This is a genomic window from Lentzea sp. NPDC003310 (assembly GCF_040610935.1).
Classification (GTDB): domain Bacteria; phylum Actinomycetota; class Actinomycetes; order Mycobacteriales; family Pseudonocardiaceae; genus Lentzea.
The window spans coordinates 401,537-414,274 of record NZ_JBEXNC010000008.1 but is presented as its reverse complement, the minus strand read 5'-3'; the positions used below and the strand labels follow the sequence as shown (position 1 = coordinate 414,274).

Sequence of the window (12,738 nt, the reverse complement as noted above, 5' to 3'; positions counted from 1 at the left end):
GCTTTTCTAGGCCGAGGAAGGCCTCGCAAGGGCCCCGAAGTCAAGCCCCAATCGCGATCGTCGCGAAGCGGCGATGTCCGGCACCGGCTCGGTACAGGACGCAAGGTGGCCACGCTGGAAGGCGACGGGACGCGCGGCCAAAGGCGACCACCCTCGCAAGGCAACTGGTCGCACGGCACCCAGCCCCTCCGCTGGAACAGGCGCCCGCCCACGCAAGCCGACCCGCAAGCGTCAGTCAATCCGCCCATCAGCCAACACCAACACCCGATCAGCCACCTCATGAACAGCCTCATGATGAGTAGCGATCAACACAGCGGCCCCGTCATCCGCCACCCGCCGCAACACCGAAACCGCAGCGACAGCACTAGCTGCATCCAAGTGCGCAGTGGGCTCATCCGCCAACAGAGCAGCAGGCCGAGCCACCACAGCCCGAGCCAACGCCGCCCGCTGCTGCTGCCCGAACGAAACCTGCCCGGGATACCGAGCCCCCAACCCGGCAATCCCCAGCTCCGCCAACAACTCCGCCACCCCGGCAACCGGCCGCCCAGCCAACCGCAACGGCAGAGCGACGTTCTCCTCCAACGTCAACTCCGACGCCAGCCCCAACGACTGGGGCAGCACAGCACAAGCGGACCAAGACGCGGACCCGGGCAACACCGTCCCGGCATCAGGAAAGTCGAACCCGCACAACAAAGACAACAACGCGGTCTTCCCCGATCCGGAAGGCCCGCTCAAAGTCACCAGCTCCCCGGCGGACACCGAGAACGAAACCCCGCGCAACACCGAAACCCCACCAAAGGCCCGGTGCACGCCAGAAGCCCGGATCACGACGCGGCCAGCGGAATGCACAGGTCCGCCAACGAAACCAGCCGCGGATCGTGCGACGCGACGACGGCAGGCACCGGCAGAGACCCCAACGTCTCCAACACCAGATCGGCCGACCGCACGTCCAACTGAGAAGTGGGCTCGTCCGCCACCACAACGGAAGCCCCTCGCGCCAACGCACACGCGAAAGCCAGCCGCTGCTGCTGCCCACCGGACAACGCCCCGATCCGCCACGTGGCAGACCCGCCCAACCCGAGGCGATCGAGCAACGACAGGTCGGCGGCACCGGCCGCGCGCAGGTTCTCGCCCACGGTCAGGTGCGCGATCAGGTTGTCGGCGGGGTTCTGGAACACCACCGCGATCTCCCGCCGCCGCAACGACCTCAGCTCCGACCACGAGAGCCCGGACGTGGCGACGTCGTGCACGAACACCTCGCCGGCGGAAGGACGTTCCACCAAGGAGAGGACGCGCAGCAGGGTCGACTTCCCGGAGCCGGACGGTCCGGAAAGGACGGTCAGGCCGGGCGCTATCGACAGCGACACGTCCGCGACGGCGCGCACGGAACCGTAGGACACTCCTACGCCACAAGCGCGGATCACCTGAGCAGCTCTCCCATCCGCGCGGTTCGCACACCGCGCAACGCAAGCCAGGCCGCCACCAGTACCACCAGGGCGCCGCAGGTCACCATCGAACCGACCAGCGGCAGCAGGTCCGGCAGCATCGGGGCCGGGTTCAGCCAGGGTGCCGGGTCGAGGCGCGGGACGGCCGCGCCGGCGCTCGTGAACGACGCCAGCGAACCGATTCCCAGGGCCAGCAACGCCAGCGCGCCCACTTCCAGCAGATGACTCGACCACAGCACGGACGGGCGCATGCCCATGCGGGTCGACAGGAGGCCGGAGACCGCGTTCTGGCGGCGGCGGACCTCGATGGCCAGCAGCAGGGCCACGGCGGCGACCACGGCCAGGACGACGCCGATGGCCGTGACGAAGCCGAAGGTCCACTCGACGGTCAGGAACGGCAGGCCGTCGAGGACCGCGGCCCGGTCGGCGACGTTCGTGTAGTGGATGCCCTCCGCCTGCAACGCGGCGGTCAGGGTGGACAGCGGGAGCGTCGACCACAGGTGCCACGAGCCGACCTGCTCGACGGCGGGCACCGAGTCGCGGGCCACGACGTAGCCGCGCGTGCCGAGCTTCGGGAACGACGGCAGCTGCGCCACGGGCTTGAGCAGCGGCAGGCCGGCGATCTGGATCTCCTGGTTCGCCGACCGGCCGATCCGCAACGCCGGCGCGACCTCGCCGGTGCGCTTCAGGTCGGAGATCAGCGACCGCACGGCGGCGGGGTCGTCGAGGACGGCCGCGTCGGTGAACGTCGTCGGGTCCACGACCAGCGCGCCCGTCGCCACCCCGACCAGGGTCGTGGTGCCCTGCAACGAGGACGGCAGCGCGACCCGGCCCAGTGCGACGTCCTGCGACACCTGCACGGTGCTGTTGGCGCCGACGAACACGCCCGACTTCGAGTCCAGCGCGGACTGCTGCGCGCCTGCCACGGCACTGCCGACGGCGATGGTGCCGACGGCCAGCACGCCCACGAGCAGCACCCCGGTCACCGGACCGGCGGCCGCGGCGAGACGGCGCACCGCGAGCTGGGCGGCCGGGACCTGCCACCACCGCACCTGGTGCGACCAGCCGAGCGACCAGCGCAGCAGCCGGGTCGCGAACAACGCCGTCGCGAGCACCACGAGCAGCGGGAACGCCAGCGCGGCCACGTCGACGCGGGGGAGCGAACCGGGTTTCAGCGCCGTGCCCAGACCGTTCTGCGACAGCCGGACCCACGCGAGCACGGCCAGCCCGGCGACCACGAGCTCCCACGGCACCAGGCCGAGCCGGCGGGACCGGGCCGCGCGCTGGAACGTCCGGTGCGCCCGCCACGACGCCACCGCGACGGTCACGACGAGGCTCAGCGCCACGACGGCCAGCACGAACCCCAGCGCCACCCACAGGGTGCCCGGCGCCAGCACGACGCCCGGCGCGTACAGCGGCAGCAGCACCCGCGCCGCCAGCAGGCCGAGCAGACCGCCCAGCACCAGCGGCAGTCCCAGCTCCAGCACCCCGCGCAGTCCCAGGGCCAGCGGACTCGCCCCGCGCACCCACAGCAGCCGCAGCTCGGAATGCCGCCGCTGCGCCCACTGCACGGTCACGGTGCCCACGCCCGCGAGCCCGACCAGCACGCTGATGACCACCAACGGCAGCAACGCCGACGAGACGTTGCGCTCCGACGTGCGCGCCGCCGTGATCGCACCGGCCAGCAGGTCGGTCCGGGTCAGCGGCAGGCCCAGCGCCGACAGCCGCGCGTTGCCCGCGTCCCTCAGCGCCTCGGCCTCGGCGAGCGTCGCCGGGGGTTCGGCGAGGAAGCGCAACGACACCGTCGCACCGGACTGGAACTCCTCCGGCAGCTTCTCGAGGTCGGCCACCGACGGCACCCAGATCACCGACGTGCTGGCACCGTCACCGGCCAGCGGGTTCGGCACGACGGTCTTCGCCTCGGAGCACCACCAGCCGTCCACCGGCTGCGCGAGGTCGGCGTAGATCGCGGTCACCACCAGCGGTGAGCCGGTGAGCCGGTCGCCCACCTGCACCCGCGCGGCCTTCGCGATGGTCTGCGGCACCCAGAGACCCGTGCCGCCGCCCTGCAGCACGGTGAGGTGCGCCAGGGCGTCCGGCCGGTGACCGAACCGGCCGTAGGTCGCGAGGCCGTTGAAGTCGGGCCGCCCGATGCGGGTGTAGGCCCCGCCCACGTCGCTGCGGGCCGCCATCGAGACCGCGGTGGACAGCGGGAGCCGGTCGCCGTCGAGGGACGGGTGCACGGCATGCGGGCACATCCGGCTCTCCTGGTAGGCGAGAGCGGCGCTGCCCGCGGCGGAGGCGTGCAGGGCGGCGGCGGCCACCACGAAGCCCAGCAGCAACGTCGTCGCGATGCTCACCAGCAACGTGAGCGGGCTCGACAGCGCTGCCCTGGGCGCGGCTCTCCACGGCAACTGCACCAGCGCACGTTAACCGCCGGTCCCCGCTTTGGGGAGCCTTTAGGAGGTAACAGAACGCATGACGCCGAAGCGCGCACCGAACGGGTCGACGAGCACCGCGATCCGGCCGACTCCGTCGAGGTCGTGCGGCGCGAGCAGGACCGGCGCCGTGGCGGCCGCCTGATCCACATCGGGCACCTCGAAGTACGGCAGCCAGAACGCCTGCGCGTCCGCGACGATCGCGCCGAACATCCGGCCGGGAGCGGCGCCGGCGGGCTGCAGGAACTGACCGGGCGCGCCGGGGATCACCTGGATCTCCCAGGAGAACAGCGAGCGGTAGAAGGACGCCGACGCGTTGGGCGCGGGGGAGTGGAGCTCGAGCCACGTCAGCGCGCCGGGCGTCGACACGGTCTCCAGGCCGGCGGGTCCCTGCCACAGCCCGAACTCCACGCCGTGCGGGTCGGTGAGCCGGACCTCGGCGGCGGGCGCGCCGCCCGCGAAGTGGACGGTCCACGACCCGGCCTGCGAGCTCACGTGCCCGGCGACGGTCCGGCCGCCGCTCGTGAAGACGCCGCTGCCCGGCGTGTCGAGCGGGCGGTACTCCCAGCCCAGCACACCGCTGTAGAACTCGGCGGCCTTGGCCTCGTCCGAGGTGCCCAGGTCGATCCAGGCCGGTGCCCCGGCGACGTACTCCGTGGTGATCATCTAGGCCCACCTCCAGCGGATACCTACCCAGTTCACCGACACCTCAGTCTCGAAGTGGTGCACGGACCCGCTGTGGTCGAGGCGCAGGTCGATGGTCCGGTGCGGTTCCGGCTCGTCCCAGTCCTGCAGGTACACGTGCGGGTCCACGGGCAGCGCTGCCGGGTCGAAGTGCACCTCGATCAGGCTCTGCGCGAGGAAGCACCTCACGCCGTGCGCGTACTCGATGCTCTCCAGGCCCGTGGGATCGTGCGAGGCGTACTCGAAGACCCAGGTCTCGCCCTCGCTCAACGCCTTGTCGAACAACAGCTCGTGGACGACCAGGCCCTGCGCCTCGTCCAGGGTGGACCGGCCGGGGCTGCAGTTGCGGACGGGCTCCTGCCGCACCTGCGCCGTCTCCGCCGAGTCGTCGCCGTAGTAGTGCGCGTGGAAGCGGTCGACGCCCGCGCGCCGGGCCCGGACGACCACCTGCGCCTCGACGCGGGACGCGCGCCGGTCCGCGTCCACGAACACCCGGTCGTGCCGGGACAGGACCTCCAGGTCGTTCGCGTTGAAGCCCGGCATCATGCCCGGCACGACGTCCGGCCAGCCGCTCGGGCCCGCGTTCTCCAACAGCGCGAGCAACGACCGGGGCGGCACTTCCAGCAGGCCCTCCAGCACCGACACGGCCCTGAGGGACTTCGGGGAGACCGGCCGCACCCGGCCCTGCTGCCAGTCGCTCAGCGTCGACAGCGCGACGGCCACGTCCTGCTGCGCGAGGCGCAGCCGGAGCCGTTCCAGCGTCAGGCCGCGGCGGCGGATGGCCGCCCGCAGCGCCGAGTGGAACGGTCCGATGCGCAGCAGTGCTTCCAGACTGGGCGTCGTCACGGGCCAGACTGTAGTGACTACAGCGCGAAGCCCTCGGGGAACGGGTCGGTCGGGTCGAGCAGGTACTGGCCCATGCCGGTGATCCACGCCCGTCCGGCCACGGTCGGCACGACGGCCGTGCGGTCGCCGAGCGGGACCTCCTCCAGCAACCGGCCGATGAACCTCGTGCCGATGAACGACTCGTTCACGAAGTCCTCGTCGAGGCCGAGCGCGCCGCGGGCGTGCAGCTGGGCCATCCGGGCGCACGTGCCCGTGCCGCAGGGGGAGCGGTCGAACCAGCCGGGGTGGATCGCCATCGCGTTGCGCGAGTCGGCGCCGTCCTCGCCGGGCGCGACGAACTGCACGTGCTTGCACCCGCCGATCGCCGCGTCGACCGGGTGCACCGGCCGGTTCACCTCGTTGATCCGGTCCATGATGGACAGACCGGCCGCGAGGATCCGGTCCTTCTCCGCGCGGTCGAACGGGATGCCGAGATCGGCGAGCGGCACGATGGCGTAGAAGTTGCCGCCGTACGCCATGTCGTAGCGGATCTCGCCGAGCCCCGGCACGTCGACGACGGCGTCCAGCTCGTGCGCGTAGGCCGGGACGTTGCGGATCGTGACGAGCTTCGTGCGGGTGTCGTAGTCGGCCAGCACCAGGCCCGCCGGGGTGTCGAGGCGCACGGTCGTGACCGGCTCGGTCACCGCGACCATGCCGGTCTCCACCAGCACCGTCGCGACGCCGATCGTGCCGTGCCCGCACATCGGCAGCAGGCCGGAGACCTCGATGTACAGCACACCGAAGTCCGCGTCCGGCCGGGTGGACGGCTGCAGGATCGCGCCGCTCATCGCCGCGTGCCCGCGCGGCTCGTTGACCAGCAGCCGGCGGACGTGGTCGTGGTCGGCGATGAAGTTCAGTCGCTTCTCGGCCATCGTCGCGCCGGGGATCACGCCGACGCCGCCGGTGATCACGCGCGTCGGCATGCCCTCGGTGTGCGAGTCGACCGCGCTGAAGTACTTCGCGAACCTCATGAGGTGGCCAGCTCCATGTCCGCGTCGACCTGGGCGAGCTGCTCGGCGCTCAGCGGGCCGCGCGGGGGACGGCACGGGCCGCCGTAGCGCCCGACGAAGTCCATGGAGCGCTTGATGGCCTGCACGAACTCCGTGCGCGAGTCCCAGCGGAACGCCGGCACGAGCTTCTCGTACAGCGCGCGGGCCTCGTCGAGCTTGCCCTCCAGAGCGAGGTCGTACAGCTGGACGCTCTCGGCGGGGAACACGTTGGGGTAGCCCGCGAACCAGCCCGTCGCGCCCATCAGCAGGCTCTCCAGCACGACGTCGTCCGCACCCGCCACGACGGTGAGGTGCGGGGCGGCGGCCCTGATCTCCAGCACCCGCCGCACGTCGCCGGAGAACTCCTTGACCGCCACGACGTTCTCGATCTGGCCGAGCTCGGCGAGCAGGTCCGGCGTCAGGTCGACCTTGGTGTCGATCGGGTTGTTGTAGACCATGATCGGCAGCCCGGCCTTCGCGACCTCGCGGAAGTGGTGCACGACCTCGCCGCGGTTGGCCCGGTACATCGTCGGCGGCAGGCACAGCACGCCGTCCGCGCCGTCCTCGGCCGCGAGCTCGGCCCAGTGCCGGGCCTGGTGCGCGCCCACGCCGTGCACGCCGATGACCGCGATGCCGCGGCCCTTGACGGCGGCGATGGCGGTCTGGGCGACCTCGCGGCGTTCCGCGTCCGTCAGCGACGAGTACTCGCCCAGCGAGCCGTTCGGGCCGACGCCGCGGCAGCCGTTCTCGACGACCCACCGGCAGTGCTCGGCGAACTTCTCCAGGTCGGGCCGCAGTCCCGCGGGCGCCGACGGGTCCTCGGCGTAGGGGAGCGCGGTGGCGACGATGACGCCGTCGAGGCGTTCGGTCATGACTTGTCCTCCGGGAGTTCTGCGAGTTCGCCGAGGGGGATCGGGACCGCGATGACGCGGCGCTGGCCGTCGAACGGGACACCGGTGAGCTCGGCCGCGTTGCGGGCGCAGACACGGCCCTGGCAGCGGCCCAGCGCGACACGGCTGGTGAGCTTGAGCTCGCGCATGCTCGTCGCCTCCGCCAGGTCCTCGAGCCGGACCTTCTCGCACCGGCACACCGTGGTGTCCGGGCGCAGCCAGGACTTCCAGCCGGGCTGCACCTCGTGCGCGCGGGCCAGGGCACCGGCGAACAGGCGGCCTCGCCTGACCGCGTCCAGGGCCTGGGCGGGTGGGCGCTGCCCGGCCGCGGCGGCTCCGGCGACGACGCCTTCGGCCTCGGCCAGGTCGGCTCCGCCGATGCCGGTGACCTCGCCCGCGGCCCAGACGTGCGGGAGTGAGGTGCGCTGGTGCTCGTCGACGTCGAGGAAGTCGTTGGTGCGACTGGCTTGCGGGACCAGGTCGGTGCGGGGCAGGAAGCCGTAGCCGACGCACACCAGGTCGGCGTGCACGGTGCGGTGGCCGACCGGGCGCCACTGGCTGTCGAGCTTCGCGACCGTCACGCGGTCACCGTGCTTGGCGATGACGGCGCTGCGGGTTTCCAGCCGTGGCAGGACTTTCCGGTAGCTCGCCAGCTCGCCGATCTTGTGCCGGTTGGCGGTGATCGCCTTCGCCTCGCGCAGCCAGCGGGTGGGCGAGGAGGCCTCGTAGACGCCGACGAGGGTGGCGCCGAGGTCCTGCAACGCCGTGGCGACGGGCAGCAGGAACGGGCCGGTGCCGGTGACGACCACGCGTTCGGCGAGGGTGACGCCCTGCTTGGCGAGGGCCTGGGCGGCACCCGCGGTGATGACGCCGGGGCCGTCCCAGCCGGGGAACGGCAGGGCGCGGTCGTAGGCGCCGGTGGCGATCACCAGGGAGTCGAACGGCAGGCGGCGCGGAGCACCGCTCCCGCTCGGGTTCGGCGAGTCGGCGGACAGGCCGCGCGGGACGTCGTTGCCCCTCAGGTGCAGGACGTCGCCCTCCACCATCCACACCTCGGTGTTGCGGAGGTGCCGGACCCCGGCGTGCGCGAACTTCGCCCGGCCGCGCAGGTACTGGCCGCCCGCGTCCGGTTCGGAGTCGACCATCCACACCTCGGCGCCCGCGTCGGCCGCCGTCCGCGCGGCGGCCATCCCGGCGGGACCCGCGCCGACCACGACGACCCTCACGACTGGGTCCTGATCACGTCGCCGTCGCGCAGCGGGTGCCGGCACGCGCGCACCTCCGGCACGCCGTTGATCTCCGCGACGCACCCGAAGCACACGCCGATGCCGCAGAAGTACCTGCCCGGCAACAACTCCGCGACGTGCGCGACGTCGTGCCGGACGCCGTTGAACGTCACCTTCACACCATCACCTCCGGGCGGTCGACGCGGAACGGGTGGGGGTCCAGCAGGGGAGCGGACCCGGTCAGCAGGTCCGCCAGCAGGTGCCCGGTGGCGGGGGCGAGGCCGACGCCCGCGCCCTCGTGCCCGGTGGCGTGCCACAGGCCGGGTGTGCGGGGGTCCTCGCCGATGATCGGCAGGTGGTCCGGCGCGTACGGGCGGAAGCCGCCGTACGCGCGCATGACCGGGACGTCCGCGAGCATCGGGAACATCGCGATCGCTCGCTGCGCCAACGCTTTCAGCACGCGGCTCTCGATGGTGTCGTCGAAGCCCTTGCGCTGGCGGCTCGACCCGATCAGCACGGTGCCGGCCTGGGTCGACTCGACCACGCCGGACGTCTGCAGGTCCGCGTCGCCGCTCGCGACCGCGCCGACGTAGTCCGCGTCGTAGACCTTGTGCCGGATCGTGCCGGGGATCGGGGTGGTCACGAGCACCACGCCGCGCCGGGGCAGCACGTTCACGCCGAACGACCGCGCCCACGGGCCGGTGGCGTTCACGACGGCGCCGCAGCTGATCACGCCGTCGGCGGTGGTGACGGACCGGCCGTCCGCCGCGGTCACCTCCGCGCGCCGGACCTCGGTGTCGCGCAGCAGCGTCCGGGTGGCCTTGACCGGGTTGAGCTGCGCGTCCTGCAGGTAGTGGACGGCGGCGGTGATCTCGGGGTTCAGGTGCGGCTCGTGGGTGAGCGCGTCGGCGACGGAGATCTCGCAGGCGTCCACACCGGCCGTGCGCTGCGAGGCGGCGAACGCCTGCAGCGGGACGACGGCGTCCGGGGTCGTCGCGACGACCAGGCCGCCCTTCTCCTCCCACTCGGCGTCCTCGGCGAGCGACGGCCAGAGCGCGCGACTCGCCAGGGCGAGGTCGAGCTCGGGACCGGGTTCCTTGTCGCTCACCAGCACGTTGCCCTCGCCGGCCGCGCTGGTGCCCGACGCCGGTCCGTGCCGGTCCAGGACGACGACGCGCAGCCCGCGAGCCGTCAGGGCCTGCGCGCACGCGGCCCCGATGATGCCCGCGCCCATGACCACGACGTCCGGGTGCATCGCCACCTCCGTTCAATAGAATGAACGTTAGTGCTTCGGGTACTCCAGCACCAGTACCGAGCTGACCTCATCGCCGAGCGTCTCGTAGAGGTGCGGCAGCGAGCCGGGGAAGCACACGTAGTCACCCGGCCCCAGCTCGTACGGGCGCTCGGCCGGCCCGACCCGCAGCCGCCCGCTCGTGACCAGCACGTGCTCCCTGCCGGGATGACCTTCGCTGGTCTGCACCGCGCCGGGCCGGACGCGCTGGTCGTAGATCTCCAGCACGGTGTCGCCGATGTCCATCCGCCGCATCAGCCGCAGGTCGACCGCGTTGGAGCTGAGCACCTCGACGTCCGCGGCCCGCACCAGCACCACGTCCGGCGCCGTCCGCTCCGTGACGAGCTCCGACACCGGCACATCCAAAGCGTTCGACAAACTGAACACTGTCTCGATCGTCGGGTTGCCCGAGCCGCTCTCCAGCTGCGACAGCGTGCCCTTGGCGATGGACGACCGCCGCGCGAGCTCCGACAGCGACAGCCCGCGTTGCTCGCGGAACGCCCTGATGTTGGCGCCAAGCACCTGACCCGCACTCATGGTCGCTGATCGTTGCATAGGCTGGCGCCCATGACTGCGTACACGGAGGCGGAGGGGCAGACCCTCCGCACGGCCGTTTTCGGTGCCATGGTGCTGGTGTCCACAGCGGACCCCGGCTCGGTCGACGAGGAGAGCCACGCCGGCATCAGGGCCATCACCCTGCTCCCGGACGACCTGCGCGCCATCATCGCCGCCGCGCCGCCGTCGCTGCCGCGGGGCTCGACGTCCGATGTGGAGTCCGGCGTGCTCGCGGCGCTGCGGGAGTCCGTGGCGATCATCGATGCCCACGAACCGCGCGACGTGGCGATCTTCCGCGCCGCGGTGTCGGAGATGTGCCGGTCGGTGGCCGGGGCGGACGGCGAGGTCGCGGCGGCGGAACGCGCGATGGTGGGGAAGGTCGTCGAGGCGCTCGGGAGCTGAGGCGTGACGTGCGCCGGGCGGGTGGGAGTTGTCCGGCCGCCGCGAGCCTCAGGTCGCGCTCGGCCGCGACGCGATCCAGGTCGAGTGCTCCTTGCTGATCACGGCCTCCGCCTCGGCGACGGTCGCGGCCCAGTCGCTCTCCGCCGCGTACGGCAGCCGGTGGTAGATGTCCGCGAGCTCCCCGGCCGCCGCCGCGTAGCTGACGCTGAGGTTCTCGTACTGCCGCAGCCCGATCCACGCGGCACCGCCCGCGACCGCCGCGGCCATCACGCCCGACATGTCCACGTCCCAGGCGCCGTTGATCCGCAGGATCGCGAACACGATGGCGACCAGCTCGCCCACGATCATCAGCACCCGGAACACGTTGGCGCGGGTCTCGTTCATCGCCGACCTGTCGCGGTACCACTGCAGCTGCGGCTGCACGCGGGCCTCGCGGTAGGCGGTGCGGCGTTCGGCGAACGGTTTGGTGCGCAGCTCGGTCATCACCTGCTCGCCGGTGGCGTTGGCGCTGGTGAGCATGACCTCCCTGCGGTGGTCCTTGACCGCGTCGGCGATGGCGAGCTCCAGGTCCTTGCGCGGGTCCTGGGTGCTGTGGTGGAACGGCTCGCCCGCCACGGCGTAGCGCCAGGCCAGTGACTTCACCCGTTCGGCGACGGTGCGGCCCGCGTTCCACTTGAGCTCGGGGTGCATCACCCACAGCAGGAGCTCGCCGAACAGGGCGATGAGGAACCCGCCGAGCGCCACCCACGCCCAGACGTCGACCCCGGTGCCGCCGATCTGCCACTTGAACGCGCCGCCGACCGCCGCGACCACCGCGCCGATCAGCCGCACCCGGCTGAACAGCAGCGTGAGCCGCTGGCCGAGCCGGGAGACCGCCTCCGCGTCGTGGTAGAAGCCGGGCAGGTGCTGCTCGTCCATGCGGTTCTCTCCCCCCGTCCGGCGATGGTGATCGTGGTCCGCCGGACGGGACGATTATCCCGGAGATGATGATCTCCGGATGGCTGATCCGGCAGGGTGGCGCCGCCGCGACGACGGGCACTCCTGAACGACGCCCTGGCCTGGCGGGCTGCTGCTCTCAGGAAGCGGCGCGCATCATGGACGGATGTTGGAGGCGCTGCGGCGGCAGTTGAGCGAGGGCCTGTTCGAGAAGGTCGTGGGTCCGGAGCGGGAGGAGCACGCGCGCCGGATCCACGGCACGCCTGGCCCGCGCCTGTTCGCCGACGACCGGCCGATCCGGCACGTCCACGCTGATCACGCCATGTTCATCGGCGGGCTGCGGGCGTTGCTGCTGCAGTCGTTGCACCCGCTTGCCATGGCGGCGGTGGCACAGCACTCGGACTACAAAACCGATCCGTGGGGCCGTTTGCAGCGCACGAGCCTCTTCGTCGGCACCACGACCTACGGCACCACCGAGGACGCGCACCGGGCCGTCGCCCGGCTCGGGCGCATCCACCAGCACATCCACGGCACCGCCCCGGACGGCCGCCGGTACCGCGCCGACGACCCGCACCTGCTGGGCTGGGTGCACGTGGCCGAGGTCGACAGCTTCCTGCACTGCCACCGGCGCTACGGCGAGAAGCCGCTCGACGACTACGACGGGTACGTGGCGGACATGGCGGTCATCGCCGACGCGATGGGCATCCCGGACCCGCCGCGCACCACCGCCGAACTCGACGCGACGATCGAGTCGTACCGGGCCGAGCTCAAGGGCACGCCCGAGGCCCGCGAGGCGGCGCGGTTCCTGCTGTTCAAGGCCCCGTTGCCGCTGCTGGCGCGCGGCCCGTACGCGATCCTCGGCGCCACCGCCGTCGCCACCCTGCCGGTGTGGGCGCGGATGCCGTTGCGGCTGCCCTACCTGCCGATCGCCGAGGCCACCGGCGTGCGGTTCGCGGGCCACGCGCTGATGCGCGGCCTTCGGTGGGTCACGAGCTGA

The 12,738-nt window shown here is 72.3% G+C and carries 13 protein-coding genes and 1 pseudogene; 2 read left to right on the top strand and 12 right to left on the bottom strand.

What is annotated here, in order from left to right; all coding sequences use genetic code 11:
- Positions 1 to 231: 231 nt before the first annotated feature.
- The 11 genes and pseudogenes from ABZX02_RS19135 to ABZX02_RS19085 form a co-directional block, all read right to left on the bottom strand.
- On the bottom strand, positions 232 to 849 hold the full coding sequence (locus ABZX02_RS19135) for an ATP-binding cassette domain-containing protein (RefSeq protein ID WP_355299844.1): 618 nt from the start codon (positions 847 to 849) through the stop codon (positions 232 to 234).
- Positions 825 to 1,400, bottom strand: a complete 576-nt coding sequence (locus ABZX02_RS19130) for an ATP-binding cassette domain-containing protein (RefSeq protein ID WP_355299842.1) — start codon at positions 1,398 to 1,400, stop codon at positions 825 to 827. Before ABZX02_RS19130 ends, ABZX02_RS19135 begins: the two co-directional genes overlap by 25 nt.
- 20 nt (positions 1,401 to 1,420) lie before the next feature.
- Positions 1,421 to 3,865 carry an ABC transporter permease gene (locus ABZX02_RS19125; protein WP_355299841.1) on the bottom strand — a complete coding sequence of 815 codons (2,445 nt, stop codon included), beginning with the start codon at positions 3,863 to 3,865 and terminating at the stop codon, positions 1,421 to 1,423.
- A 39-nt stretch (positions 3,866 to 3,904) separates the two neighbouring features.
- A complete protein-coding gene (locus ABZX02_RS19120) occupies positions 3,905 to 4,549 on the bottom strand; it encodes a hypothetical protein (RefSeq protein ID WP_355299840.1) in 645 nt (214 codons plus the stop codon).
- On the bottom strand, positions 4,550 to 5,413 hold the full coding sequence (locus tag ABZX02_RS19115; RefSeq protein ID WP_355299838.1) for a hypothetical protein: 864 nt from the start codon (positions 5,411 to 5,413) through the stop codon (positions 4,550 to 4,552).
- Positions 5,414 to 5,430: 17 nt separating this feature from the next.
- Positions 5,431 to 6,423: a proline racemase family protein gene (locus tag ABZX02_RS19110; protein ID WP_355299837.1), complete on the bottom strand. Its 993-nt coding sequence runs from the start codon at positions 6,421 to 6,423 to the stop codon at positions 5,431 to 5,433.
- Complete coding sequence (locus ABZX02_RS19105; RefSeq protein ID WP_355299835.1) at positions 6,420 to 7,313, bottom strand: dihydrodipicolinate synthase family protein; 894 nt, start codon at positions 7,311 to 7,313, stop codon at positions 6,420 to 6,422. The genes ABZX02_RS19110 and ABZX02_RS19105 overlap by 4 nt, the downstream gene beginning before the upstream one ends.
- On the bottom strand, positions 7,310 to 8,557 hold the full coding sequence (locus ABZX02_RS19100) for an FAD/NAD(P)-binding oxidoreductase (RefSeq protein ID WP_355299833.1): 1,248 nt from the start codon (positions 8,555 to 8,557) through the stop codon (positions 7,310 to 7,312). The genes ABZX02_RS19105 and ABZX02_RS19100 overlap by 4 nt, the downstream gene beginning before the upstream one ends.
- A pseudogene (locus ABZX02_RS19095) lies at positions 8,554 to 8,667 on the bottom strand (2Fe-2S iron-sulfur cluster-binding protein); the annotation flags it as partial. The gene ABZX02_RS19100 and the pseudogene ABZX02_RS19095, both read right to left, overlap by 4 nt.
- Positions 8,668 to 8,732: 65 nt before the next feature.
- Positions 8,733 to 9,812 carry an FAD-dependent oxidoreductase gene (locus tag ABZX02_RS19090; RefSeq protein WP_355299831.1) on the bottom strand — a complete coding sequence of 360 codons (1,080 nt, stop codon included), beginning with the start codon at positions 9,810 to 9,812 and terminating at the stop codon, positions 8,733 to 8,735.
- A 27-nt stretch (positions 9,813 to 9,839) separates the two neighbouring features.
- Complete coding sequence (locus ABZX02_RS19085) at positions 9,840 to 10,385, bottom strand: XRE family transcriptional regulator (protein WP_355299829.1); 546 nt, start codon at positions 10,383 to 10,385, stop codon at positions 9,840 to 9,842.
- Between the two features lie 30 nt (positions 10,386 to 10,415).
- Here ABZX02_RS19085 and ABZX02_RS19080 point away from each other — a divergent pair, with 30 nt between their 5' ends.
- Entirely contained in the window at positions 10,416 to 10,805 is a 390-nt protein-coding gene (locus tag ABZX02_RS19080; RefSeq protein ID WP_355299828.1) for a hypothetical protein, read from the top strand.
- 48 nt (positions 10,806 to 10,853) lie between these two features.
- Here ABZX02_RS19080 and ABZX02_RS19075 read toward each other — a convergent pair whose 3' ends face one another.
- A complete protein-coding gene (locus ABZX02_RS19075) occupies positions 10,854 to 11,723 on the bottom strand; it encodes a DUF4231 domain-containing protein (protein ID WP_355299826.1) in 870 nt (289 codons plus the stop codon).
- Between the two features lie 184 nt (positions 11,724 to 11,907).
- On the opposite strand from ABZX02_RS19075, the gene ABZX02_RS19070 reads away from it, so the two are divergent.
- Entirely contained in the window at positions 11,908 to 12,738 is an 831-nt protein-coding gene (locus ABZX02_RS19070) for an oxygenase MpaB family protein (RefSeq protein ID WP_355299824.1), read from the top strand.